The organism is Streptomyces sp. NPDC023541 (assembly GCF_055559995.1).
The window spans coordinates 102,498-125,654 of sequence record NZ_JBVHJO010000001.1 but is presented as its reverse complement, the minus strand read 5'-3'; the positions used below and the strand labels follow the sequence as shown (position 1 = coordinate 125,654).

Sequence of the window (23,157 nt, the reverse complement as noted above, 5' to 3'; positions counted from 1 at the left end):
ATTCCGGGAGGCACGATGAGTGAGCAGCCGGTCCTACTTCCCTACGCCGACCAGGACTTCCTCGCAGACCCCTTCCCGCTCTACGGGAAACTGCGCGAGGACGGCCCCGTACGCCGTGTCGTCGTCGCGGGCGGCCTGGATGCCTGGCTCGTCACCCGGTACGAGGACGGGCTCGCGGCCCTGTCCGACCCCCGCCTCAGCAGCGACGTCCGCGACGCCTCGGATCCCCGGCTCCTGGCCCAGCTGCCCGAAACCGAGCGCGAGTCGATGCTCAGCAACATGCTCCGCAGCGACCCGCCCGACCACACCCGCCTGCGCCGCCTGGTCTCCCAGGCGTTCACCGCCCGCCGGGTCGCGCAGATGCGGCCCCGGATCCAGGCCATCACCGACCGCCTGCTCGACGAGATCGTGCCGGCCGGCCGCGCAGACCTCGTCGCGGACTACGCCCTCCCGCTCCCCGTCACGGTCATCGGCGAACTGCTCGGCGTGCCGGTCGACGACCAACACGACTTCCAGCACTGGACCGACCGCATGATCATGCGGGGAGCGGAGCCGCCGGACCCCGCCGTCGTGAACGAGGCATGGCAGCACATGCGCGCCTACGTCACCGACCTCATCCGGGCCAAACGGGCCCACCCCGGCGACGACCTGCTCAGCGGCCTGATCACGGCGCGGGACGAGGAACAGCGGCTGAGCGAGGACGAGCTCATCGCCATGGTGTTCCTGCTGCTGGCCGCCGGCTACATCACCACCGTCAACCTGATCAGCGGCGGCATCGCGATGCTGCTCGCCCACCCCGGCCAGCTCGACCTCCTGCGCTCCGACCCCGACCTCCTGGCGAGCGCCGTCGAGGAGTTCCTCCGCTACGACGGCCCCGTGAGCCCCGGCATCGCCCGCTTCGCCCGCGAGGACGTCGAGATCGCCGGTGTGACCGTCCCGCGCGGCGCCACCGTCCTGATCGCCTCGGCCATCGCCGACCGCGACCCGGCACGCTTCCCGGACCCCGACCGCCTCGACATCACCCGGCAGGACAACGCCCACCTCGCGTTCGGCCACGGCGTCCACTACTGCCTGGGCGCCCCGTTGGCCCGGCTGGAGGGGCACATCGCGATCGGCACCGCGCTGCGCCGACTCCCCGGGCTCGCCCTCGCCGTGCCGCCCGACGAGATCCGCTGGCGCCCGGGCGGACTGCGCGGCCCCCTGAGCCTTCCGGTGACCTTCAGCGCCGGTAGTTAGCCTGCCGTCCACGGCATACTGGAGGCTCCGGCGGCCAGCAGGTCGTGCCGAGCGTCGGCGAGGGAGAGCCCGATGACCAACCTCTTCTTCGAGAGCGGGAACCTGGAAGCCACGGAGGCGTTCCTTTCCGCCGCCTACACCCCCATGCAGATCGGCGGGCGCCCCGCGGACACCCGGGCGCGGATCTCCCGTACCGAGGTCGGCGGGCTGAGCGTGGACCGTCTGTCCTTCGGCTACACGATGGCCTACGACGCGGGGTGCCTGGGCAAGGTGTGTCTGGTGACGATGCACAGCGGAACCATCGTGGACACCACGGGCGGCCGCGAGGAGGTCTACGGCCCCGGCGAGACCTTCCTCCTGGCCCCTCACGACCGGCCGTACGAAGGGCAGGTGCGCGAAGCCCGGTACACGATCACGATGTTCGACCCCGGTCTGCTGGGCCGGGTCGCCGGCGTTCCCAGGGGGAAGGACGTCCGCATCACCGGTGCCCGGCCCGCCGGCCCCGCCGAGAACCGGCGGCTCGGCGCGGCCGTCGCCTACCTCCGGGACCACGTCCTCGACGACAGCGCCGCGGCCGCCGACCCCGACGGGCTGCTCGTCTCGACCGCCGCCCAGCACCTGGCGGCCTTGGTACTGGGGACCCTGCCGAACACCGCCCGCGGTGACGCGGCCACCCCACGGGAGACGCGCGACGCGCACAGCGACACCCTGCGCCGCGCCGTCGCCTTCATCGAGGCCAACGCCCACCGCGACATCACGCTCACCGACATCGCCGCCTCGATCCCGGTCACTCCGCGCGCGGTGCAGTACGCCTTCACCCGCCACGCCGACACGACGCCGCTCGGCTACCTCCGCCGGGTCCGGCTGACCCGGGCCCACTCCGAGCTGCTGTCCGCCGACCCGGCGGGCGCCACGACCGTCGCCGGCGTCGCCGGCCGGTGGGGCTTCGCCCACCAGGGCCGCTTCGCCGCCGCCTACCGGCAGGAATACGGCGTGCCGCCCTCCGTCACGCTGAGATCGGACTGAGCGGCCGCGGTCAGCACGCCGCGTCGGGCGAACCCGCCCGACACCTCCTAGGAGAGGTCGAACAGGGCGTCGGTGCCGGTGATGCGCAGCAGACGGTGGAACTGCGGGCCGGGATCGGCGAGGGTCAGGGTCCGCCCGCTCTGCTCGCACAGGGACCGTGCGTGGAGCAGGGCGTTGAGTCCGGTGGAGTCGCAGAAGTCGAGCCGCGAGAGGTCGACGACCACCCGCTCCGGAGCGGTGGGAGCGGTGCACGCCTCCTGGAGCGCCGAGCGCAGGGGGCCGACGTGGTCGAGGTCCATGTCGCCGGTGAGGGTGATGACGCTGCGGTCGGCGCGGGTGGCGAGCGTGACACTGTGCGGACCGCGGGCGGCCAGGGGGTTCATCTCGGTCCTGCCTTCGGTGTCCTGCCTCCGGGGGCGGGGCGGACCTCGGCAGCGGTCGCCCCGCCCCGACGCTATCCGGGCGGGCGGGCGCGTACAGCCCCTCAGACGAAAACCTGCAGGTGTTCGTTTGATGGACTGGCGGTCAGGGCGCGGCCCCTGATGCGGTGACCCGGCGGCTTGCGCCGGTGTTCAACGCGGCGGCCGGTTCCGCGCGCCGCCGGCTGCCGAGCCGGCGGTACGTGCTGGTCAAGTGGGACCGTGACGCACGGGCTCACCACCCGCCTGCACCTGCGCAATCGAGCCCACGCCGTGGGGACGCCCTGCGCGAAGGCTGCGGCTGACGCCTCGTCGGATGCGTGGGGGCGCCCGGTGCTCCGTCAGGACAGGAGGCCCGCCGGCAGGTGCTCCCCGATCGTCGCGGCCGGCCGTCCGGCGGCCTGGCGTACCAGGTCCCACAGCGGGTCCTCCCCCTCCGGGTCCGACAGGGGCCTGCCGAGGCGGGCGGCGACGTCCTGGCGGAGCTTCGGCAGCAGGGCGTACAGCCGGTCACCCGGGCAGGACGTGGCGTTGAAGTCCCGGTGCCCGTAGATCTCCGACGCGGGCAGGCCGTACTGGTCGCAGATGTGGGCGCACAGGTCGGCCAGCGCCGCGTACTGCGCCGCGGGCGGGGTCTGCGAGGTGTAGGTCCCCTCGTTCTCGATGCCGATCGACACGGTGTTCTGCCCGACGCAGTGCGCCGCGCGCACCTGGCGGGTGCCGGTGCGCAGCTCCGCGAGGCTGTTGTGGCGGCCCTCCATCACGAACGCCCCGCGGCTGACGGTGAAGTGCTGACCGGTGTCGATCCAGCCCTGCGCGTCCATGTGGTACGTCTGGATCGCCCGGGCCAGCGCGAAGGCGCGCTGCTTCGTGTAGTCCGTCACGTTCGCAGTCGCCGTGTGGTGGACGACGATCCGCTCCGGGCGGTTGGCGAGGACCACGACGGGTTCGGAGGCGGCCCGCGCACCCCAGGTGGCGCAGGCGATGATGTCCGGGCCCGCGGCCGAGTACGCGCGTCCGGCCGCGGCGACGGGCAGTGCCGCCGCGGTGGCCAGGGCGAACGCACCCGTGAGGACTGACCGGCGGGAGTACCGGCCCGCAGCGGGTGCCGGCTGGTGGTGCGGTGCGCGGAGGGTCATACGGTGCCCGTTTCCGTAGGAGGCTGCCCATTCAAGGGAGCCCGGCCGCACCGGTCGCGCAGACACACCGAGCGGCGACCGGACTCTCCCCGACCGGCCGTGGCGCCGACTCGCGCGACCGGCCCCCCGCCGCGACGGCGCTCATCGCGGGGCGGTTTGATGGGCGTGGACGAGCACGGGGGAGTAGGACGGGCCACGCCGCTCGGCGCGCGGGTCCGCCACCTCCGCCCGGCCGTTCGGCGGGTCCGGCGCCCGCATGTCCGCTCGGCGCGCGGTCCGGCACCCCCGCCCGGCCGTTCCGGACCCTCCCGCCGCCGTGACACAGGAGAACATCGACACCCCTGCCCGGGCGTCGTCCGCCCACATGACGGAGCACCATGGCTGACCAGCTCGAACCGCACACCACCCTCAACGACCAGCCGTTCCCCGAACTGCTGGGACTCGCCTGCCAGGCGGTGGTCAGCAGCGACGGACAGTGGCTCGCGGTCAGTTCGGTGATGCACCGGTACAGCCGGATCGCCGTCTACCGCACGGACGACCTGTCCTGCGCACACCTGCTGACCTTCACGATGGAAGCCGAATCCATCGCCTTCCACCCCGCACTTCCGCTGCTCGCCGTGGGCCTCGACAACGGCGACGAGTACTCCCGTGCGGGCGGACTCACCCTCCTCGAAGCCGACACCGGACACCGCGTCGACTTCACCGACCCCGCATGGGGCATCGATCCCCTCCGCTGGCTGGACGACCGCACGCTTCAACTCACCTTCTTCGCCATGGACGACGGCATCGACAGCCGCGTGGCGCGGGCGACCGTCGTACGCGAGGACTGGCGCGGTCTCCGCCCCGACGCCCTCGATCTGACCGGTCTCGACCGGACGGCGCAGGACCCGGGGGACCCGGGGGAACCGGGGACGTACGACGACGCGCCGCCCCCGCTGCAGACGCTGCGCACGCTCGCCGAGCGGGCGGGACGCGGCTACGAGGAGCAGGGCGCGGTCCGGGCCGTGGCGGGACTCGGCGACGGCCGGGTGCTCGCCACCCGCCGGGACGTGGCGGTGGAGTGCCGGGGCGCTGACGGTTCGGTCCTGTGGAGCGTGCCCGCGCCGTCCTCGTACGGCGGCACCCGGATCGAGCCGGCCGCCGACGAGCGGACCGTACGCGTGGCCGCCCCCGGTCCCGACAGCCGCACCCGGACCGATTTCCTGCTCGTCGACACCGCCGACGGCAGGGTCCTCGACCGCCGCTCGGTGCCGTTCTCGGCCGCGATGTGCGTCCGTACCGACGGGGTTTGGGCGATCCGGGACACCTACGACCGCTGCCTCGGGGCGGAGCCGCCGGCCCCGCCCAACACCCGGATCTTCGCCGCCGACGGACGCCCGCTGGGCTCGCTCCACGTCGCGGACCGCTACGACCTCGTCCCGCTCGACGCCCGCCGCTGCCCCGAGCTCCTGTTCGTGCGCGGGCGCCGCGACGTGGTCGCGCTTGCCCCCAACGGGGCCCCGGAGACGGTGCTCTTCAGCGCCGACGCCCCGCTGGGCCGCGCCGTGCACGCGGACGACGGCACCGGCGCCGCGCTGTACCACGGGCGGACGGAGCTCGTCCGCAGGGCCTTCCCGTCCGGCGGGGTCCAGTGGAGCAGGCCGCTGGAATCCGAGGTCATCGGCCTCGACACGCACGCGGGAGTGCTGCACGCCCTGTGCGCCGACGGCACCCTCGTCTCCGTCGACACGGCCGACGGCGCGCTCGTCGCCACGCGTCGACTGCCCCCGCACGGGCCGCTCTCCCTGCACGCGGCACCCGACGGAGCGGTCGTCGTCGGCACCGCCGCCGGCCAGGTGCTGCGCTGTCCGCCGGTCCGTGTGCCGAGCGGGACACCCCGCTGAACGGTTCGCCGCGGCCGACCGGTGAGCGGGTGGCGCGTACGGCGTGTACGGGGTCTACGGCGTGTCCACCGCCGTGCGGCGGGGAGGGCCGGCTCCGGCTGCCTACCGTGCTCCCATGAGCAGACGTCCCGCAGTGCCGTCGGCCCGGGTACGGCATCCGGCCCGCCCGGCCCTCCGAGTCCTGGAGTCCGGCAACATCACCAACATCCCCTTCCACGAAGGGTTGGGCTTCCGCGTCACCGGTGAGATCAGGCTTCCGGACGGCGGCCCGACCTCGTGGCCGATGTGGCGCGACCCGGCCCACGCGGACGACCGGAGCCCCGGCTGACGCTCAGGTCTGGCACTGCTTCGTCGCAGCGGGGGACCAGCCGCTCCAGGCGGCGCCGTCGGCCCGGGCGTGAACGCGGATCTCGACCTTCACGGGGCCGCACACCCGGGTGCTGCTTCCCACTTCGAGAGGACCGACGGACTCGCCGGCGCGCACGTAGGTGCGGCCACTGCCCAGCTTCTCCCAGTGACCGCCGTCGACGACGCGGAAGAAGGCCTCGTAGGCGACGTTGACTCCCTTGCTCCCGGTGTTGCGCGCCTTGATGTACGCCGTGATCTCGCGCGTGGGGAACCTGCCGGCGGATCCGCGCTGGGCGCTGATGCACCCGTTGACGGCCACCCGGCCGGTCGACGTCCCGCCGCCGCAGGCGACGGCTGCGGCGTCCGCGGTGGCCGGGGCCGCCAGTACGGCCAGTGCGGCCGCGGCCAAGATCATTCCAATGCGCCTCAGATGCAACGTTCCATGCCCTTCGTGGGGTCCGCCGAGTCAGCCGAGTCCGCCGTCTCGGAACAGACCATGGCCCGCTTCGGGCCCGAGGGGCAGGGGTTCCCTGGATCTTTCCCCCGAACGGAGTGGTGGGGGCTCTCGCGGGCGACGCGCCGCAGCTCGACGCCCCCGTCCCGCCAACCGGCGGGAGCGGCCCAGTGCGGGTGGGTGCACAGGCGGCCGGACAGCGCGATGAGCCGCCGACGCAGCAGGGTCGTCCCACCCCCGGCGGGCACCTGCGCGAGCTCGGCATAGGAGCGCAGCCACGCCGCCTGCAGCGCGACCAGGTCATCAGGGAACCGGAATGAAGCCGTCACCCCTACATTGCAACACATGTTCGATTTCCTGTGCGAGCGACGCGTGCGTTTCAGAAGCCTTGCCGGCCTTCCGGGACTCACCAGCCGGCGATCCCCCCGCCCTCGCCCGGCGCCGGCTCGACGCTCTGTAGGCCCTCATCCGCGGCCAACGCACCCTCGACAGCCGAACCTCGGTGATTCCTGATCGGCGAACTCGCCCGCGCCTTCGGCCTCGGCGGACGCGACCGCCGCGCCGGCGCCGCCTCCGAGCGGGCCCCGGCCGCGGTCACCCAAGCCGTGCGCAAGGGCCTGCGCCAGCAGGCGGCTACCTCCGCCACCTGGTCGTAGGGGCGGAAGTCAAGGTGGTGCAGCCGGTCATGTCGCTTGGAGGGCGGCGCCCAGCGGCCCGAACAGCCGGCAGCCGGCAGCCGGCCGACTCGGACGCACTGCTCGTCGCTCGGCGGCCGACGACCGAGGACGACCCGGGTGAGGCCGAGCAGGACCCTGTTCCGGGTCGGAAATGGTTTGAGCTTGGACGGCGGCACCGACAGGATCGGAGGCGACCGATGAGTTCTTCCCGGCGTCGCAGTCTGTCAGTGTGACCTGCCAGGTACGGAGGACACTCACATGACGGAAGGCATCATGCCCGCACCACACGCAACGCCCACCCTCTCGCCCGCCCGCGTTACCGCCGTGCTGCGCATCCTCGTGCTGTCCACGTTCGTCGTCCTCCTCAACGAGACGATCATGGTGAACGCGATCCCGCGGCTCATGCGCGACTTCGAGGTCACCGCAGCGGCCGCAGGGTGGCTGTCCACGGCTTTCATGCTCACCATGGCCGTCGTCATCCCGGTGACGGGGTGGTTCCTCCAGCGCGTGACCACCCGAACCGCCTTCGGTCTCGCGATGGCGCTGTTCCTCGCCGGCACCGCTCTGGCCGCGGTCGCCCCCGCCTTCCCCGTGCTGCTGGCCGCCCGCGTCATCCAGGCCGGCGGCACCGCCGTCATGATGCCGCTGCTCATGACGACGCTGATGACCCTTGTACCCCCGCATGACCGAGGCCGCGTCATGGGCAACATCACCCTCGTCATCTCCGTCGCACCCGCCCTCGGCCCCGCCGTCTCCGGTGTGCTGCTGCAGCTGGGCTCGTGGCGCCTGCTGTTCCTGGCCGTCCTTCCCATCGCCGGAGCCATGGCCGTGTTCGGCCGGCGCAACCTGATCAACATCGGCGAGCCGCAGGCCGCCCCCATGGACTGGATGTCCGTCCCCCTGGCGGCAGCGGGCTTCGGCGCCCTGGTCTACGGCCTGAGCGGACTCGGTGCTGAGAACGCCGCCCAGGCCCTCGTGCCCCCGGAGGCCACCACCCTGGCCGGCGCCGTGCTCGTAGGGCTGTTCGTATGGCGACAACTGGCACTGCAGCGCTCCTCCACCCCGCTACTGGACCTGCGCGCCCTGGCGTTTCGTCATTTCTCCGTGGCCTTGGGCCTGATGTGTCTTTCGTTCATGGCCCTCATGGGTGCGTTCATCCTGCTGCCGATCTACCTGCAGGAGGTGTGCGGCCTGACCTCCCTGCAGACCGGGCTGCTCCTCATTCCCGGCGGCCTGGCCATGGGCCTGCTCGGACCACAGGTCGGCAAGCTCTACGACCGACTCGGCGCACCACGCCTGGTCGTACCCGGCGCCGTACTCACAGCGCTGTGCCTCGCACTGTTCGCACTCACGGGCGAACAGACCTCCCCGTGGCTGGTGCTCGCCCTTCACGTGGCCCTGAGTGCGGGCATGGCGTTCGTCTTCACCCCCGTCTTCACCTCCGGCCTGTCCGTACTGCCGCCGCACCTCTACCCCCATGGCTCCGCCATTCTGGGTTCGCTCCAACAGGTCGCGGCCGCCGCCGGCACGGCCCTGGTCATCAGCGTCATGTCAGGACAGGCAGCCACAGCGGCAGCCGAGGGCGTCGACGCCGCCGGCGCCCTTGCCACGGGCATCCAATGGGGATTCGGCGTCGGCGCCGCGCTCGGCGTCCTGGCCGTGCTGGTTGCGTTGCTGATCCGCACCCCACCCGCGCCTCAACAGCCTGCTGCGCCGGAGGTCCAGGACGACGACGGCACAGCGACGAACACAACCGTCCACACACCCTGATACCGGGATCGGCTCGGCCCGGTGCCCGCCGCGACGAGGGGTGAACTGTTCCGCGAACACCGGGGGCAAGGGTGCACACGGGCGCGAGAGGGCGAAAGGCCAAGACGGCACAGGGGCCGTGCGGTGGTCGAATCGCCCAAACCTGGCCTTTCGGCCGCCTCGACCAATCCCTCTACCCGCAGGACGCCTACCACGTGCTGTCGGTGACGGTGCGACCTCGCGGGCCGAACGGCACGCGGCGACCGGGCCTGCGCCGAGGCCGTCCGCCGCGTTCATCGGTGTGCGCGCCTGGCGCCGGGTGAGGGCCGCGGTTCGGCGGGACGGTGACCCCGGTGAGTACACGGGGTAGCGCCCGTACCGTACTGCTGCCCGGCGGCACGGTTCCTCCCGGCGAAATCGTTCTGGGGTGCACCGCTGACGGTCAGGCGCAGCGGTTCGGCCAGGAGGCCGGAAACTCGCTCGCGCAGGACCTCCTGCAGTACGCCCAGCCGGAGCGAAGGCGCTCCCCGTCACGACGATCAGGGTCTGGCCCGCCATGTCCGGACCGAGCCGCCGCACCACGTTCAGCGCCGGACCCGCGTCGCCCCGGGCACCGGCGCGGCTTCACCCAGGGCAGAAGGCCACTCCCTTCCCCCAGCGCCCCGGAGCCCTAGGGTGAGGGGGTGAGCACTCATGCGCCGAACGAGTCCCGAGTCAACTCCCTGCGCCCGCAGGCTCCGTCGCCCGGTTCCGGCGGGGCGGCCGGCGCCCCGAGGCGACCCGTGGGGGCTCCACAACCACGCCCGCCGAGGGAGCCCCTGTGGCGTGACCTCGTCGGCGACGTGCTGCGGCGCGAGCGGCTCGCACAGGAGCGCACGCTCAAGGACGTCTCGGAGGCGGCCCGGATCTCGATGCCGTACCTGTCGGAGGTGGAGCGCGGACGCAAGGAGGCATCCTCCGAGGTGCTCGCGGCCGCCGCCCAGGCCCTCGGGCTCGGCCTCGCCGACCTGCTCCTTCTCGCCGGTGACCAGCTGGCCCGGCACGCCCGGAGCCGGGTGGTCCGGAGCCGCACATCGCCCACGTCGCCCACGTCGCCCACGGCGCAGTACGACGGCTTCTGCCTCGCCGCCTGACCGGACCGTGGGCCGACGGCCGGTACGGCGGGGGCGCGCCCCCGCCGTACCGGCCGCCCGCCGGCCCTCGGCCACGGCCGGGTTCGGGCTCAGACGAACGCGAACCGTCGGCTCAGTACCTCGTCGGCGAGGCCGTAGGCCACGGCCTCCTCGGCGGTGAACACCTTCTCCCGGTCCATGTCCGCGCGCAGCGTCGCCACGTCGTGGTGCGTGTGCCGGGACAGGACCTCCTCCACCTGCGAGCGGACGCGGACCATCTCCTTGGCCGCGAGGCTGAGGTCGGAGACCGTCCCCTGCCGGCCGCCGCTGGCCGGCTGGCCGAGCAGCACCCGCGCGTGCCGGAGCACGAACCGTCGCCCGGGATCTCCGCCCGCCAGCAGCACCGCCGCCGTCGACGCCGCCTGACCGACGCAGAAGGTGGAGATCGGCGCCTGCACGAACGTCATGGTGTCGTAGATCGCCATCAGCGAAGTGAAGGAACCTCCGGGCGAGTTGAGATAGATCGAGATCTCCTGCTCCGGGCTCGCCGACTCCAGGTGCAGGAGCTGCGCGATGACCACGTTGGCGACCCCGTCGTCGATCTCGGTGCCGAGGAAGATGATCCGCTCGTTCAGCAGCCGGCTGAAGACGTCGTAGGACCGCTCGCCCTGCGCGGTCCGCTCGATCACGTAGGGAACCGTGTACGACCCCATGTCACAGCCCCGTCCGTCGGCGCGGCGTGGCCGGGCGGATGTCGGCGAGCGACTCCACCACCCGGTCCACCATCCCGTACTCCCTGGCCTGTTCGGCCGTGAACCAGCGGTCCCGGTCGCCGTCCCGCGCGATCGTCTCCTCGCTCTGCCCGGTGTGCTGGGCGGTGATCCGCTCGACGGCCTTCTTGGTGAACTGGAGGTTCTCCGCCTGGATCTCGATGTCCGCGGCGGTGCCGCCGATGCCCGCCGAGGGCTGGTGCATCATGATCCGCGCGTTCGGCAGCGCGAAACGCTTTCCGGGCGTCCCCACGGTGAGCAGGAACTGGCCCATGCTGGCGGCGAAGCCCATCGCCAGCGTCGAGACGTCGTTCGGGATGAGCCGCATCGTGTCGTAAATGGCGAGACCCGCGGTGACCGACCCGCCGGGGCTGTTGACGTACAGGCTGATGTCGGAGCGCGGGTCCTGCGCCGACAGCAGCAGCAGCAGCGCGCACACCCGGTTGGCCGACACCTCGTCGACCTGGGTGCCGAGGAGGACGATCCGCTGGTCGAGCAGCCTTGCCGCGAGGTGGTCGTCGAAGTGGCCGGGCGGTGTGTCGGCCTCCTCCGCGCGGGGCGCGAGCATGGTGAGGGGAGTCATCTCTTCTCCTTTTCGAGGCGGATGCCGTCGACTCCACTCTTGACCCCGGGAACCCCCCGGACGCCGTTCCTCTGCCCCCGGCAGATCCGCCACGGGCGGACACCACGTCACGGCACTGGTGGTCGCACCTGATCAGTTCCTTGCCCACGCTGGACTCGAACGGCCTGCTCCACGTCTTCAGCACCACATGGTGCAGTCCGGTCAGCTCCGTGCCGGCCGCGCCCGGCGGGTGCGGGCCGCTGGTGCGGGTGTCACACCCGGTCGCTGGGCTGAGCGAGTGGATTGGGCCGGGGGCGTTGTAGTCGGTCCGGGCCGGGTATGCCGGGTGCCGCGGGGGGTACTGGTCACGGCGCCAACTCGCAGCGGCGTCGCAACGCCGGGAGGAAAGGAAAGCGCGTGAGTCGCGTCTTGATCGTCGAAAGTCATGACCGGTCCGGCCTGCGGCCGGTACTGGAGGCCATCGAGGCGATGGTGGTTGTGGGTGAAGCGGCTGATGCTGTGCAGGCCGTCAAAGCCGCCAAGGAGTATCAGCCCGATGTCGTGATCATGGATGTGTCCCTTGCCGGCCAAGGTGCGGTCGAGGCCACCCGCCAGTTGTTGGGGCTGGGCTTCCCTCCGAGGATTCTCGCGATGATCACCTCCAGCCCGGGCGGGAGGCTCCTTGACGTGCTCCGTGCCGGAGCCTCGGGCTTCGTCGTGCAGGACTGCGGTCCTGACGAGCTGGCTCACGCGGTGCGGATCGTGGCTGTCGGCGGCAACGTCCTCGATCCGAAGATCATGCAGACGCTGACCCGAGGCCGTCCTTCCGCGGGCGCCCATGATCTGCTGCAGAGGATCGGCAGCCTCACGGACACGGAGCGGCAGATGCTGGCCCTCATCGGCGGCGGGCACACCAACCAGCGGATCGCCGATGAGTGCCGTCTGTCCATCACCACTGTGAGGACACACGTCTCGCGCCTGGTCCAACGACTTGGACTGGAGCATCGGATCCAGGCCGCGGTCCTCGCCTGGGAAGCCGGGATCGTCGGACGGGACGGATTGCCGCAGGCGGCAGGACGGGCCCCCGGCGACGCTCACAGACACCCGGCCGCCGCTCAGTCGTCCCGGTGGTGAGGGCCGGCCCCTGCCCGGTCTGCGCGGGCGGGCGCGGCACTCGGTGTTCGCGGCCTCGCCGTTCGCGGTGCCCACACCCCGGACGCCACCGGCATGGTCCTGGAGGAGGCCGACCACGCGGTGTCCCAGCATGAGATCCACACCCGGTGTCGCAGCGGCGATCTCCCGCAGCAGGGGGTCCAGCTTGCTGCGTGGCAGGCCGCACCGCGGCGCCCATGGGCTACCAGAAATCCATTTGTTGCGGGACGTCGTGCGACGACGCACCGTAGAGCACCACGTCGCCGTTGTGCTGCGCAAACTGGCAGGGCGCACCGGTCGGAAGCCGCTCGATACGCCCGGCGAAACGACGTGGCCGCTCGCCGGCCTCCCGTCACCCCGCCGTCCCGGACAGGGTGATCGAGCAGCTGGAAGGGCGGAGCCCGACGGCTCTCCGCACGTCCGGTGTCGTGCGCGGGTGCTGCGCCCCGCCCGAGACCGGCCGCGTCGCCGCCCGGCGTGCAGTGCGGGGAGGTGCGAGGAGAGGGCTCCGGCGTGAACGGCGATGAGAGGGCCCCGGCGTGAACGGCGGTGTCAGCGCCGGGGGTCAACCCTCGCCGGCCCGCGTCACACAGGATGCGGAACCCTGCGCTTCTGTGGCGGGGCGATGGCCGGCCCCGGCTATGGTCGGGCGCAGTCCGCGCCGATAGGGCGTGCGCGGGCGAGGCCCGGTGACCAGAGCGCTCTGGCGGCAGTAGCACCGGGCCGCCCCACCATCCGCCGGACCGCTCGCGCGACGGTGTCGTTCGGCACGGGGTTGGTGCATCCGGGCCTCGGGGAAGGGCACCGGAGAACCGGCTGCGTGCGGCGCCTCGTTCCGGTGCCCGGCTGCGCCCGCATCCGGTTCAGGTCTCCACGACATCGGCCGCCACGGCTCCCGGAAGCCGGCCCGGGCCGAAGCCGCGGCACCGTGGCGCCCATGGGCCGGCCTACGATTCGTCGGCCGCGGTGTCACCGCAGGACGGGGCCGCCCTGCGTCTGCGGTACACCACCGCCCCGCACACCGCGAGGAGGAGGACGGCCACGGCGGAGACCGCGAGGGCCGGCCGCAGGGCGAAGAGCCTCCCCAGCACCTCGAGCACGCCGAGCCCCGCTGTCGCGTAGATCAGCGCCCAGGCCGCTCCGCCGACGAACAGGGCGGGGAGGTAGCGGGGCAAGGGCATGCGCATGCTGCCCGCGAGGAAGTTGGCGGCGGTCTGGAAACCGACAGTCAGGAAGGAGACGGCCACCACCGGCGCGCCCCACCGCTGGATCGCCCGCTCGGCGCGCTGGAACCTCGTCGTGGAGATGCGCCCGGCGAGCCTGGTGCGCCGGGCCCCGGCGCCGGCGAGCCACCCGACGGCGAACGTCCCTCCGGCGCGGAGCAGGACGATGACGTACAGGGCTCCGGCCGTGAGCGCGATCTTATCCACGAGGCATCGCCCCGATCTCCGGGCCGCACCCCGGCATGCCCGTCATCCGCATGCTCGGCCCGCCCCGGCGGGCGCACGACGCGCACAAGCCCGGTCACCACCTCTCACCTGCGCCCTGCCTCTGCGCGTTCCGCCTGGTTGCCGCCTGCGGCACCAGACCCCTGTCCGGTACGCCTGCACGTCAAACGAGGTTAGCCTAACCGAACACGCATACGGGATGCCGGGCTACCGGGCTACCGGAGGAGGAACGGCAGGGGCCTTGCACTGGCTGTTCACCCCGTCCCCGGCAAGTGCGCGGCGGTGGTGAAGATCGCGGTGGCGTGCCCGAGGCGGACGATGCCCACGGGCTTGGTGGCGAGGAGGGCGGCGGCGGAGGGCTGCCGTACGTCGGCGATCCCCGAAGGAGCACCGGCGGGGCCTCGCGGACGGCGTGAAGGGCAGTCCTGCGATGAGGGCCCCGTGCACCTGCCGTGCCTCCTCGGAGATCAAGGCGGTCCTGAGTGCGTCCCCGAGACCAGGGGTGGTTTCCCGCCACCCGTGACATCGGCGCCGGGCTCGCCCGCGAGGCGTGCCCCAACTGGCGGGCGGCCGCGGTCACACTGCTGCCGCTGCTCGTCAGGTGTCGCGAGGAGTCGCGCCACGAGGGCGTGGGCGTGCCGCTCGCGCCCCAGTGCTGAGAGGACGCGACCCCAGTGCCGCCCGATGTCCGCCAGGTGGACTGCAGCCTCGTGGACATCGGTGAGGAGTGCCCAGTCCCCGGCCAGGACGGTGCGCACCGCGGGGTCGGTGAGATCGCCGAGAGCGGCAAGGACGAGGTCCGGTTGCCCGTGGCGCCCGACGAGGTGGGCGGCCCTGCGCCGTACCTCGTCGGGGGTCGCCGAGCCGGGTCGGCGACCCGCTTCGACGGCCTCGGCCAGGACTTGCGCCGGTCAGGCCGCAGAGCAGGTCCATCGCCTCGCGCCGTGCGAACGGCTCTGCGGTGCGGGCGAGGCCGAGGAGCCGGATGGGGACCGGCCCGGTGCGGTCGGCGCGTACGGCCTCGAAGAGTGCGATGCGGGCGGGCAGCGGTCCCGTCGGCCACCGCTGCGTCCAGCCACTTCACGAGCCGGGGCGGGGGTCGCCCTTCCGTGCCGAGGATTCGTTCATGCTGCCGATCTTGTCACACGGTCACCGCCTCGAAGGGGCACAAGCGGCCATTGCTCCGGGAGGCCGGTGGACCGGACTCCCGGGGCAATCGCAGACAGGCGGGTGCCGCTAGCGGCTGAGCGACTTGAGGGCCGCCGCGTCGTACGGCTGCAGCTCATCGAAGCGGTTGCCGAGGACCTTCGCCGCCCACTGCGGGTCCTGGAGCAGCGCGCGTCCGACGGCGACCATGTCGAACTCGTCGCGGTCCATGCGGTCCAGGAGGTTGTCGATGTCGCCCAGCGCCGCACCCTCGCCGGCGAAGGCGCGGATGAAGTCGCCGTCGAGGCCCACCGAGCCGACGGTGATGGTCGGCCGACCGGTGAGCTTCTTGGTCCAGCCCGCCAGGTTCAGGTCCGAGCCCTCGAACTCGGGGAGCCAGTAGCGCCGGGTGGAGGCGTGGAAGGCGTCGACGCCGGCCGCCGCCAGCGGGGCCAGGATAGCCTCCAGCTCCTGCGGGGTCTGGGCGAGCCGGGCGTCGTAGGCCTCCTGCTTCCACTGCGAGTAGCGGAAGATCACCGGGAAGTCGGCCGAGACGCGTTCGCGGACCGCCGCCACGATCTCCGCCGCGAACTTCGTACGGGCCACCGCGTCGCCGCCGTACGCGTCGGTGCGGCGGTTGGTCCGCTCCCACAGGAACTGGTCGAGCAGGTAGCCGTGGGCGCCGTGCAGTTCGATGCCGTCGAAGCCGATCCGCTCGGCCTCCGCGGCTGCGTCGGCGAACGCGCCGATGACGTCGTCCAGGTCGGCACGGGTCATCGCCCTGCCGGTTCCCTCGGTGCCGTCGACGCGGATGCCCGAGGGGCCGACGGCGGGCGCGTCCGCGTACGGTGCCTCACCCTGCTTGCGCACCATGCCTATGTGCCACAGCTGCGGAACGATCGTGCCGCCGGCCTCGTGCACGGCTGCGGCGACCTTCGCCCATCCCGCCAGCTGGTCCTCGCCGTGGAACCGCGGCACCCGGTCGCTCTGCCCGGCGGATTCGTGACCGACGTAGGTCCCCTCGGTGACGATCAGGCCCACACCCGCGGCGGCCCGGCTGGCGTAGTACGCCTGCACGTCCTCGCCGGGCACGCCGCCGGGGGAGAACATCCGCGTCATCGGCGCCATCGCGATGCGGTTGGGGACGGTCAGGCCGTTCAGCGTGACGGGCCGGGAGAGGATCTCGGCCGCGCGGAAGGCGGTGGACGGGGTGACGGACATGAGGGTCCTCCGGTGTGAGGCTGTGGCTCGTCGGGGTGACAACGAGAAGTGCATAGTACACACGCTATGTATCATGCATATTGCTGCGGGGCCCCGCCGCAGAGGTCCGCCGGTCTGCCGGTCCGCCGGTCCGCCGGTCCGCCGGTCCGCGATAATGGAGCGCCGGAAAGGAGCGGGAGGCGGAGTGCTGGAAAAACTGGAGCGGGAGCTGATGCTTCTCTCGCGACACCAGGTGCTGGCTCGGCGCGAGCGCGACGCCGAACGCCTGGAGCGGTCGGCGTACCTGCTGCTCAGCCGGATCGACACCCAAGGGCCCATGTCTATCGGACAGTTGGCGGAGGCCTTCGGCCTCGACACCTCCACCGTGAACCGCCAGACGGCCGCACTGCTGCGCTGCGGACTGGCCGAGCGTGTCGCGGATCCGGACGGCGGCATGGCCCGCAAGCTGCGCATCACCGCCGAGGGCGGCCGCCGGCTCGAAGGAGACCGTGAGGTCAACCGGTCCTGCCTGGCCCGGGTGGTCGCCGACTGGTCCCCAGAGGAGGTGCAGGAGCTGGAGGACGTGCTGGTCCGGCTCAACCGCAGCGCCGAGGCCCTCGAAGGACGGCACTGGCCGCGCGCGGAGGAAGACGACACCGGCACCGCCTGCCGCCCGCAGGCCCCGCACGAACAGGCGCCGCCCGCCCCGTAGACCGGGGGCCGCCGGCCCGGTGTGGGTGGCACGTCGACGACCCGGCCGGCGCCCCCGCAGGGGGCGACGGCACCGGCCAGATCCGTCGAGGGGCGGGGCGTACGGGCCGGTCGAATGGCCGGGTCGACTACGCGGGGCGGGCGGGGAGGGTGTCGGTGGTGGATGTCCGTCGGCCCAGGGGGGCGAAAGCGAGGAGGTAGCAGAGTCCTCCGAGGGGCAGCAGGTCCAGGTCGATCGCGTTCGCGGCCGTGCCCAGTACGAAGAGTGCCTGCGCCCGGATGGCGGCACGCCCCTTGAGGGTGGCGAGCAGGATGATCATTCCCAGGTAGAGGAAGAGCGGTCCAACGGTGTAAACGGCCGGCATCACGCCCGGGACGTCCTGGACCCGGCCGAACAGCTCCCGCATCTCCGGCTTGTCCGCCGCCCGAAACCCCACATACAGGTCGATCAGCGCCTGCGTGGCGGCCGCCGCCACCCCCAGCAGCCCGGCCACGAGCCCGGCCTTGGCCAGCCGTCGCCGTACCGGCCCCGCGCCGGCCGTCGCCATGCGGTTCACCCCCGTGCATACCGCCCCGAAGAACAGCACCCCGAGCAGGAACGCGAGGTGGCCGACGGTCCAGGCTGCGCCGGGTTCTTTTGATCCCTCCGCCAGGAGGCGGACGGAGCCGTAGGCGATGAGGAGGACGGGGGCGGCGACGAAGGAGATACCGGCGAGACGTGCCGGCGCGTTCGGTGTCATGGCCTCACCCTGCCGCCCGCCCGTGCTGCGGGACATGGGTGATCGCCCCGACAACACCCCCAGGGGCCCTGGGGGTTGAGCCAGGGTCGGCGATGGGGCGGTCTCAGGGGTGGACGGGGCCGGGGACGGAGGGGTTCGAGAGCGCGGGCACTTCGACGGTGAACGCGACTCGGTCCAGTCCGGGGCCGTCGTAGTCCTGCTTCACCCCCCCCGGGGCCGTGAAAGCCAACCGGGTGGGGAACGCCTGCGATGCCGCGTTCTCCGGGCTGGTGATGCAGCGCACCCGGCGGCGCCCATGCGATCGGGCGAATTCGAAGAGGGCCCGGTAGCGAAGAGGGCCCGGTAGAAGGTGCGCCGGTACAGCCGGGGTAGCAGCAACGCACGTTCCGCCGCTCCCGCCCCTCCTCTGAGGCCGCCCCACCATGCGTCCAGCACGGCGAGCACGCGGAGGTGGTCGCCTTCTATATCCCACCTGTGTTGTTTCTAGAATGGCAGGGTGGAGGACATCGATGTGATCGCGGTGCTGCAGGATCCGGTGCGGCGCCGACTGTACGAGTACGTGGCCGCCCAGGGGCGCGAGGTCGGGCGCAACGAGGCGGCCGAGGCGGCCGGGGTGGCGCGGACGCTCGCCGCGCACCATTTGGACCGGCTGGCCGAGGCGGGGCTGCTGGAGAGCGGTAGCCGCCGCCTGACGGGACGCTCGGGGCCGGGCGCCGGCCGTCCCGCCAAGGTGTACACCCGGGCGCGCGTGGAGCGGTCCGTTTCGCTGCCCGCCCGCGACTACCGCACCGCCGCCGAGCTGCTCGCCGAGGCCGCCGAGGAGGCCGGGCTGGACGCCGGGCTGTGCGCGGCGGCGCGCCGCCGGGGGGAGTCCCTGCGCGGCGCGGCGGCGCCCTGCGGCGGGCTCGAAGAGGCCATGAAGCTGCTGGTCGCGCGCGGCTACGAGCCGCACCTGGAAGGCGGCGACGGCGACAGCGGCCACGACGGCGAAGGAGGTGAGGGAGGCCGGGAGCGCGTCGTCCGTATGCGCAACTGCCCGTTCCATGCCGTCGCCGAACGCTTTCCGCCGCTCGTCTGCGGCATGAACCTCGCACTGCTGGAAGGGCTGCTCGGCGCCAACGGCCCCGTCCGTGCGCGCATGGACGCCCGGCCGGGGGAGTGCTGCGTCGTCGTCGAAGCTTCTAAAGACAATGAGCATTGACATAGAAGTGGACTACGTGCTGGGATGAGGCCATGACCGAACCCGCGCACGCCTTCCACCTCGCCCAACTCAACGTCGCCACGCTCCTGCACCCCTTGGACGACCCGCGCATCGCGCCGTTCGTCGAACTGCTCGATCCGGTCAACTCCGCCGCCGACGCGGCGCCCGGCTTCGTGTGGCGGCTCGTGGAGGAGGGGGAGGCCGACGCCACCGGACTGCGCCCGGCGGGCGAGGACGTCATCGTCAACCTGTCGGTGTGGGAGAACCAGGAAGCCCTGTGGGACTTCGCCTACCGCAGCGGGCACCTGGAGGTGATGCGGCGGCGCCGTGAATGGTTCGAGCGGCACGTCGAGGCACACATGGTGCTCTGGTGGATTCCCGCCGGCCACCGGCCGACCGTCGGCGAGGCGCTGGAGCGGCTGAGCGACCTGCGGGCGCACGGGCCGTCGCCGCGAGCGTTCACCTTCGCCTCCTCGTACACCGCCGCCGAGGCCGCCCCGCACCTGGATGCCCGGCGCGCGAGGCCGGCCGACGAGGCGCGGGCGGCGGCGGTCTGAGGCGCGCGCCCGGTCCAGTCCAAGCCCGGTACGGCCAGCCCCTCCCCATCTCTCCCGGGTCGCCCCGCGCTGCGCCGGAAAGCACGATGGGAGGGTGATGACGGTATTGGTGGTCGGTGTGCCCGAGGGCGAGCAGCTGGAACTGCTCCGTTCGGGCATCCAGCGCAACCCGCACTTCCAGGTCGTGTCGCATGCCGACGACCCCGCCGTCGCCCTCGCGCACGCCCGGGTCCTGCTGCCCGACATCACGGTCCTGTCCCTGCCCGCCGGGATCGACAGCATCGACTCGGACCCGGCGGTCCTCCGCGTGTTCCGCGGAGTGCGGGGGCTGGACCCGCCCAGCGGGGTGGTGCTGCGGACGCCCTCCGCGCGCGTGCCCCGTGCGGTGTCGGGCCTCGTGGCCGAGGGAGCCGTCCATGTCGTGCGCGAAGGGGACTTTGAGGCCCTGATGCGGGCCCTGCGCACGATCGGGCTCCGCCGGGCCAGTTGCGACCCCGACGAGATGCCCTGACCCGGCCCCGGACCGTCACCACCCTCTCCGCCGACGGTCGACGGCGCGCGGGAGGCCGGGCGCCAAGCGGAGGAACCCGTACCGATTGATTTGATGATCATTCTCTGCGTACTGTCCTGAGGGGAACCCGGCAGGAGCTCGCCGCCACCCGGTGCCACCGGTGTCCCACCGATTCCTCGTGACCGACGGAGAGAGTGAGCGATCAGACAGATGCAGCCGACCCCCACCTTCGTCCTCGTTCACGGCGCCTTCGCGAACTCCTTCTCCTTCGCGCCGCTCCAGGCCGAACTCGGCCTCCTCGGGCACCGCTCCGTAGCCGTCGACCTGCCCGGTCACGGCTTCGAGGCCGGTTACCAGCGCTCCTACCAGGCACCGCAGGACCTCGAAGGGCTCGCCGCGGCGCCCGGCTCGATCCGGGGCGTCACGCTCGCCGACAACGCCAAGCACCTGATCGGCGTCCTGGAACGGGCCAAGCAGAACGGGCCGGTGGTCCTCGTCTCGCACAGCCGCGGCGGAATCACGGCCACCGCCGCCGCCAACGCACGGCCGGACCTGATCGACCGCATCGTCTACGTCGCCGCCTGGGCCCCGGTCGACCTGGAGGTCGGCGCCTACTACGCCGAACCGGAGATGGCCACGGTCGACGCGGCCTCCCTCAGCCTGGCGCTGGCCGGCAACCCCGCGGAACTCGGCCTGCTGCGCGTCAACTTCCGCACGGCTGACCCCGCCGCCCTCACCGCGTTCAAGGCGGCCTTCCTCGCCGACGGCACCGACGAGGAGTTCCTGACCTTCCTGAACACCTTCCAGCCCGACGAGAACCTCGACACCGGCACCTCGGCAGACCGGGCGCAGGCGGCGACCTGGGGCACGATCCCCAAGACCTTCGTACGCCTGGCCGACGACGCGAGTCTGCCGCTCGCCCTGCAGGACCGGCTGATCCGCGAGGGCAACGCCCTCACGCCGGACAACCCGTACGACGTCCGCACCCTGGCAAGCAGCCACCTGAAGTGGCTGGTCGACCCGGCGCCGGCGGCCCGGGTCCTCGGGGAGCTCGCCGCGCTCACGGTGCCGACGACCGGTTCCTGACGCAGCGCAGCCGGGTGAGGAGTGCGCCCACGGTGACCGCGCCGCCGCGCCGGGGCCGGTGAAGGGTCCTCAGTCCGGGGCCGTCCGCCGGACCCGGGTGGGCCGGCAGGGACCCTCGCGGCCGCCCTTCGGCAGGGGGTGTCCTGCTTGCCGATCATGCCGGGCTCCCGCGTCGCCCGGACAGGGGTCGTTCCCCGTCCGGGCTCCTGCGGGCCTCGGCGATCGCGTGGAGGAGGCTCAGGCGGCGGCCAGGGCCTCCAGGGCGGGGACCGTCTCGGCCGGGCTCGGCAGAGCGGCGTTCTCCGCGCGGAGGCGTTCGGCGGCCTCGCGCAGGGCCGGGTCGGCGATGAGCCGCGTCAGGAGCGCGGCGTCCACCTCGTCGGAGGCGGAGCGCAGGGCGGCGCCCGTCGCGGTGAGGGCCTCGGTATTGGTGAAGTGGTCGGCGCCCTGAGGGAGCAGGAGCTGGGGCAGACCGGCCTGGAGGGCGGTGAGCAGGGTGCCGGAGCCGCCGTGGTGGATCAGCGCGTCGGAGGCGGTCAGCAGCTCGGCCAGCGGGACCCACGGCAAGGGGCGGACGTTGTCCGGGAGAGTGCCCAGCGGCGCGAGGTCGGTGTCGCCGACGGCGAGCAGGAACTCCGCGTCCACCGACGCCGCGGCCTCGATCAGGCCGACGATGGCGCGGACGCCGTCCAGCTCGGTGAGCACCGTACCCAGGGTGACGGCGACGCGCGGGCGGGTACCGCGGCGGAGCAGTTCGAGGGGGACGGTGCCGCCGCCGTTGTACGGGAGGTAGCGCATCCGCAGGCCGCCCGGGTCGCCGCCGAGGGAGGCGGGGACGATGTTCAGCGCGGTGGACTCGGCGGGTCCGTCCACCCCGTACGTCTCGTACGCCTCGGTGAAGTTGGCGGCGAGCCGGCCGACCATGTCATGGCCGGAGGTGACGCCGAAGTTCTGGATCACCGAAGGGATCTTGAGCTTGGCCGCGACCAGAGGTGCCGAGGCCTGGAAGGAGTCGTAGACCAGCAGGTCGGCGCGCCAGCTTTCGGCGGCTTCGAGCAGACCGTCCACGGTGGAACGGGAGATGAGCGCGAAGCCGTGTGCCGCCCGGTCGAGTATCTGGTCAGAGGTCATGTCGGGCGCGACGTAACGCACCTCCTCGCCCGTGGACTGTTCGAACACGTCCCGGATGCTGCGGCCGTCGCCTATCTCGACGAGCGGAAAACCCGCCTGGCGCAGCTGGTGCAGCGGCTGCGAGCCGGCGAACAACACGTCGTGGCCGGCGGCGCGTAAGGCCTGCGCCGTCGGGACCATCGGAAAGAGGTGCCCGGCCGAGGCCGGGCCGGTGAAGAGTATGCGCACGGCTTCTCCTTGCCCATGGTGTGCCGGTCGGGGACGAGTCGTGCGGGCCCGCCCCCGGTTCCACCCGTTGAACTGCCGGAACGACGCGCGGTGTTCCCCATGGGAGATCGAAAACCAGACGTTCTGGGAGGACCGTGGGCAAGGCGCCGCCTCAAGGCGCGCATCAGAGCGCCGGCTAGCCGTTGCCGGATGACCTGAACAGGAAGTGCTCGACCACGCGCAGATCGGTGTTCCAGTACGTGACACGGGGGTTGGGACCGACGGTGAGGGTGCCCACCTCGGCCGACAGCCTGATGTCGAGCGGCGCCACCTCCCGGTTGCTGTCGGGGGCGCGGTCCTGGTAGCCGAGGGAGAACGAGGTGACGGTCCTCGTCTGCTGGCCGGCCCGGAAGACGAACACGCCGGCGTACGCCTTCTCCTTCGGCCCGATCGTGGCGGCGGCCCGCGGCTTGGACTCCGTCGGGGCGACCGGATCGCCGATGTCCGTGCCGAAGCGGACGTACGGGTAGTGGTAGAGGGTGCAGGCCTTGTCGGTGAAGTTGGTGGCCGTGATGAGAAGGTGTTGACCCGAGTCCTGCCGCCATCCCGACGTGTCGATCGACAGGTCGTTGTCGGCGATGGCCGCGGCCCCGAGGCTGTAGGTCTTCCAACTCTTGCGGGCAGTGCGCATG

Annotated in this window: 24 protein-coding genes; 13 read left to right on the top strand and 11 right to left on the bottom strand. The window is 72.4% G+C overall.

Going from position 1 to position 23,157, the window contains the following annotated elements:
* The first annotated feature begins 15 nt into the window (after nucleotides 1-15).
* Together ACZ3X1_RS00605 and ACZ3X1_RS00600 are read left to right on the top strand one after the other, a co-directional pair.
* Nucleotides 16-1,236: a cytochrome P450 family protein gene (locus ACZ3X1_RS00605; protein WP_362629473.1), complete on the top strand. Its 1,221-nt coding sequence runs from the start codon at nucleotides 16-18 to the stop codon at nucleotides 1,234-1,236.
* 72 nt (nucleotides 1,237-1,308) lie between these two features.
* The gene (locus ACZ3X1_RS00600; protein ID WP_467275312.1) at nucleotides 1,309-2,262 is read left to right on the top strand and encodes a helix-turn-helix transcriptional regulator; all 954 of its coding nucleotides are present in this window, start codon (nucleotides 1,309-1,311) and stop codon (nucleotides 2,260-2,262) included.
* Between the two features lie 47 nt (nucleotides 2,263-2,309).
* On the opposite strand, the gene ACZ3X1_RS00595 is transcribed toward ACZ3X1_RS00600, so the two are convergent.
* Both ACZ3X1_RS00595 and ACZ3X1_RS00590 read right to left on the bottom strand, forming a co-directional pair.
* Nucleotides 2,310-2,645, bottom strand: a complete 336-nt coding sequence (locus tag ACZ3X1_RS00595; protein WP_467275310.1) for an STAS domain-containing protein — start codon at nucleotides 2,643-2,645, stop codon at nucleotides 2,310-2,312.
* A 377-nt stretch (nucleotides 2,646-3,022) separates the two neighbouring features.
* Nucleotides 3,023-3,820: a peptidoglycan recognition protein family protein gene (locus tag ACZ3X1_RS00590; protein WP_356812892.1), complete on the bottom strand. Its 798-nt coding sequence runs from the start codon at nucleotides 3,818-3,820 to the stop codon at nucleotides 3,023-3,025.
* 377 nt (nucleotides 3,821-4,197) lie between these two features.
* On the opposite strand from ACZ3X1_RS00590, the gene ACZ3X1_RS00585 reads away from it, so the two are divergent.
* A complete protein-coding gene (locus tag ACZ3X1_RS00585; protein WP_467275308.1) occupies nucleotides 4,198-5,703 on the top strand; it encodes a hypothetical protein in 1,506 nt (501 codons plus the stop codon).
* 115 nt (nucleotides 5,704-5,818) lie between these two features.
* Nucleotides 5,819-6,031 (top strand): hypothetical protein, encoded by a 213-nt coding sequence (locus ACZ3X1_RS00580; RefSeq protein WP_467275306.1) that lies wholly within the window; start codon nucleotides 5,819-5,821, stop codon nucleotides 6,029-6,031.
* Nucleotides 6,032-6,034: 3 nt separating this feature from the next.
* Here the strand turns inward: ACZ3X1_RS00580 and ACZ3X1_RS00575 are convergent, their stop codons facing one another.
* Entirely contained in the window at nucleotides 6,035-6,466 is a 432-nt protein-coding gene (locus tag ACZ3X1_RS00575; protein WP_356812889.1) for a hypothetical protein, read from the bottom strand.
* Between the two features lie 11 nt (nucleotides 6,467-6,477).
* A complete protein-coding gene (locus ACZ3X1_RS00570; RefSeq protein ID WP_467275304.1) occupies nucleotides 6,478-6,834 on the bottom strand; it encodes a hypothetical protein in 357 nt (118 codons plus the stop codon).
* A gap of 606 nt (nucleotides 6,835-7,440) precedes the next feature.
* On the opposite strand from ACZ3X1_RS00570, the gene ACZ3X1_RS00565 reads away from it, so the two are divergent.
* Together ACZ3X1_RS00565 and ACZ3X1_RS00560 are read left to right on the top strand one after the other, a co-directional pair.
* Nucleotides 7,441-8,952 (top strand): MDR family MFS transporter, encoded by a 1,512-nt coding sequence (locus ACZ3X1_RS00565; RefSeq protein ID WP_467275302.1) that lies wholly within the window; start codon nucleotides 7,441-7,443, stop codon nucleotides 8,950-8,952.
* 662 nt (nucleotides 8,953-9,614) lie between these two features.
* Entirely contained in the window at nucleotides 9,615-10,064 is a 450-nt protein-coding gene (locus ACZ3X1_RS00560; RefSeq protein ID WP_390074486.1) for a helix-turn-helix domain-containing protein, read from the top strand.
* Between the two features lie 89 nt (nucleotides 10,065-10,153).
* On the opposite strand, the gene ACZ3X1_RS00555 is transcribed toward ACZ3X1_RS00560, so the two are convergent.
* Together ACZ3X1_RS00555 and ACZ3X1_RS00550 are read right to left on the bottom strand one after the other, a co-directional pair.
* Entirely contained in the window at nucleotides 10,154-10,756 is a 603-nt protein-coding gene (locus ACZ3X1_RS00555) for a ClpP family protease (protein ID WP_356812690.1), read from the bottom strand.
* A 1-nt stretch (nucleotide 10,757) separates the two neighbouring features.
* Nucleotides 10,758-11,396, bottom strand: a complete 639-nt coding sequence (locus ACZ3X1_RS00550) for a ClpP family protease (RefSeq protein WP_467275299.1) — start codon at nucleotides 11,394-11,396, stop codon at nucleotides 10,758-10,760.
* 396 nt (nucleotides 11,397-11,792) lie between these two features.
* Here ACZ3X1_RS00550 and ACZ3X1_RS00545 point away from each other — a divergent pair, with 396 nt between their 5' ends.
* Nucleotides 11,793-12,509 carry a LuxR C-terminal-related transcriptional regulator gene (locus ACZ3X1_RS00545; protein WP_467275297.1) on the top strand — a complete coding sequence of 239 codons (717 nt, stop codon included), beginning with the start codon at nucleotides 11,793-11,795 and terminating at the stop codon, nucleotides 12,507-12,509.
* A gap of 965 nt (nucleotides 12,510-13,474) precedes the next feature.
* Here ACZ3X1_RS00545 and ACZ3X1_RS00540 read toward each other — a convergent pair.
* Entirely contained in the window at nucleotides 13,475-13,957 is a 483-nt protein-coding gene (locus tag ACZ3X1_RS00540; protein ID WP_467275295.1) for a DedA family protein, read from the bottom strand.
* Between the two features lie 500 nt (nucleotides 13,958-14,457).
* Here ACZ3X1_RS00540 and ACZ3X1_RS00535 point away from each other — a divergent pair, with 500 nt between their 5' ends.
* Entirely contained in the window at nucleotides 14,458-14,634 is a 177-nt protein-coding gene (locus tag ACZ3X1_RS00535) for a hypothetical protein (protein WP_467275293.1), read from the top strand.
* Between the two features lie 577 nt (nucleotides 14,635-15,211).
* Here the strand turns inward: ACZ3X1_RS00535 and ACZ3X1_RS00530 are convergent.
* Nucleotides 15,212-16,342 carry an NADH:flavin oxidoreductase gene (locus ACZ3X1_RS00530; protein ID WP_467275291.1) on the bottom strand — a complete coding sequence of 377 codons (1,131 nt, stop codon included), beginning with the start codon at nucleotides 16,340-16,342 and terminating at the stop codon, nucleotides 15,212-15,214.
* Nucleotides 16,343-16,496: 154 nt separating this feature from the next.
* Between ACZ3X1_RS00530 and ACZ3X1_RS00525 the strand changes: the two genes are divergently transcribed.
* Nucleotides 16,497-17,033 (top strand): MarR family winged helix-turn-helix transcriptional regulator, encoded by a 537-nt coding sequence (locus ACZ3X1_RS00525; protein WP_362629427.1) that lies wholly within the window; start codon nucleotides 16,497-16,499, stop codon nucleotides 17,031-17,033.
* A gap of 127 nt (nucleotides 17,034-17,160) precedes the next feature.
* Here the strand turns inward: ACZ3X1_RS00525 and ACZ3X1_RS00520 are convergent, their stop codons facing one another.
* Nucleotides 17,161-17,772 (bottom strand): hypothetical protein, encoded by a 612-nt coding sequence (locus tag ACZ3X1_RS00520; RefSeq protein WP_362629424.1) that lies wholly within the window; start codon nucleotides 17,770-17,772, stop codon nucleotides 17,161-17,163.
* A gap of 496 nt (nucleotides 17,773-18,268) precedes the next feature.
* Here ACZ3X1_RS00520 and ACZ3X1_RS00515 point away from each other — a divergent pair, with 496 nt between their 5' ends.
* The 4 genes from ACZ3X1_RS00515 (at nucleotide 18,269) to ACZ3X1_RS00500 (ending at nucleotide 21,127) form a co-directional block, all read left to right on the top strand.
* Entirely contained in the window at nucleotides 18,269-18,973 is a 705-nt protein-coding gene (locus ACZ3X1_RS00515) for a helix-turn-helix transcriptional regulator (protein ID WP_390074490.1), read from the top strand.
* A gap of 32 nt (nucleotides 18,974-19,005) precedes the next feature.
* Entirely contained in the window at nucleotides 19,006-19,530 is a 525-nt protein-coding gene (locus ACZ3X1_RS00510) for a DUF3291 domain-containing protein (protein ID WP_390074492.1), read from the top strand.
* A gap of 94 nt (nucleotides 19,531-19,624) precedes the next feature.
* The gene (locus ACZ3X1_RS00505) at nucleotides 19,625-20,041 is read left to right on the top strand and encodes a response regulator (RefSeq protein WP_356812679.1); all 417 of its coding nucleotides are present in this window, start codon (nucleotides 19,625-19,627) and stop codon (nucleotides 20,039-20,041) included.
* 210 nt (nucleotides 20,042-20,251) lie between these two features.
* Entirely contained in the window at nucleotides 20,252-21,127 is an 876-nt protein-coding gene (locus ACZ3X1_RS00500; RefSeq protein ID WP_356812678.1) for an alpha/beta hydrolase, read from the top strand.
* A 237-nt stretch (nucleotides 21,128-21,364) separates the two neighbouring features.
* Here ACZ3X1_RS00500 and ACZ3X1_RS00495 read toward each other — a convergent pair whose 3' ends face one another.
* Nucleotides 21,365-22,486 (bottom strand): nucleotide disphospho-sugar-binding domain-containing protein, encoded by a 1,122-nt coding sequence (locus tag ACZ3X1_RS00495; protein ID WP_356812677.1) that lies wholly within the window; start codon nucleotides 22,484-22,486, stop codon nucleotides 21,365-21,367.
* Nucleotides 22,487-22,661: 175 nt separating this feature from the next.
* Nucleotides 22,662-23,156, bottom strand: coding sequence for a DUF4232 domain-containing protein (locus tag ACZ3X1_RS00490; protein ID WP_467275286.1), 495 nt, complete (start codon nucleotides 23,154-23,156; stop codon nucleotides 22,662-22,664).
* Between the last annotated feature and the right edge of the window lies 1 nt (nucleotide 23,157).

Bases quoted from the DNA above. Each gene is read 5' to 3' on its own strand.
- ACZ3X1_RS00605 (WP_362629473.1), top strand. From the start codon at position 16: ATGAGTGAGCAGCCGGTCCTACTTCCCTACGCCGACCAGGACTTCCTC.
- ACZ3X1_RS00600 (WP_467275312.1), top strand. From the start codon at position 1,309: ATGACCAACCTCTTCTTCGAGAGCGGGAACCTGGAAGCCACGGAGGCG.
- ACZ3X1_RS00595 (WP_467275310.1), bottom strand. From the start codon at position 2,645: ATGAACCCCCTGGCCGCCCGCGGTCCGCACAGTGTCACGCTCGCCACC.
- ACZ3X1_RS00590 (WP_356812892.1), bottom strand. From the start codon at position 3,820: ATGACCCTCCGCGCACCGCACCACCAGCCGGCACCCGCTGCGGGCCGG.
- ACZ3X1_RS00585 (WP_467275308.1), top strand. From the start codon at position 4,198: ATGGCTGACCAGCTCGAACCGCACACCACCCTCAACGACCAGCCGTTC.
- ACZ3X1_RS00580 (WP_467275306.1), top strand. From the start codon at position 5,819: ATGAGCAGACGTCCCGCAGTGCCGTCGGCCCGGGTACGGCATCCGGCC.
- ACZ3X1_RS00575 (WP_356812889.1), bottom strand. From the start codon at position 6,466: ATGATCTTGGCCGCGGCCGCACTGGCCGTACTGGCGGCCCCGGCCACC.
- ACZ3X1_RS00565 (WP_467275302.1), top strand. From the start codon at position 7,441: ATGACGGAAGGCATCATGCCCGCACCACACGCAACGCCCACCCTCTCG.
- ACZ3X1_RS00555 (WP_356812690.1), bottom strand. From the start codon at position 10,756: ATGGGGTCGTACACGGTTCCCTACGTGATCGAGCGGACCGCGCAGGGC.
- ACZ3X1_RS00550 (WP_467275299.1), bottom strand. From the start codon at position 11,396: ATGACTCCCCTCACCATGCTCGCGCCCCGCGCGGAGGAGGCCGACACA.
- ACZ3X1_RS00530 (WP_467275291.1), bottom strand. From the start codon at position 16,342: ATGTCCGTCACCCCGTCCACCGCCTTCCGCGCGGCCGAGATCCTCTCC.
- ACZ3X1_RS00525 (WP_362629427.1), top strand. From the start codon at position 16,497: ATGGAGCGCCGGAAAGGAGCGGGAGGCGGAGTGCTGGAAAAACTGGAG.
- ACZ3X1_RS00520 (WP_362629424.1), bottom strand. From the start codon at position 17,772: ATGACACCGAACGCGCCGGCACGTCTCGCCGGTATCTCCTTCGTCGCC.
- ACZ3X1_RS00510 (WP_390074492.1), top strand. From the start codon at position 19,006: ATGACCGAACCCGCGCACGCCTTCCACCTCGCCCAACTCAACGTCGCC.
- ACZ3X1_RS00500 (WP_356812678.1), top strand. From the start codon at position 20,252: ATGCAGCCGACCCCCACCTTCGTCCTCGTTCACGGCGCCTTCGCGAAC.
- ACZ3X1_RS00490 (WP_467275286.1), bottom strand. From the start codon at position 23,156: ATGCGCACTGCCCGCAAGAGTTGGAAGACCTACAGCCTCGGGGCCGCG.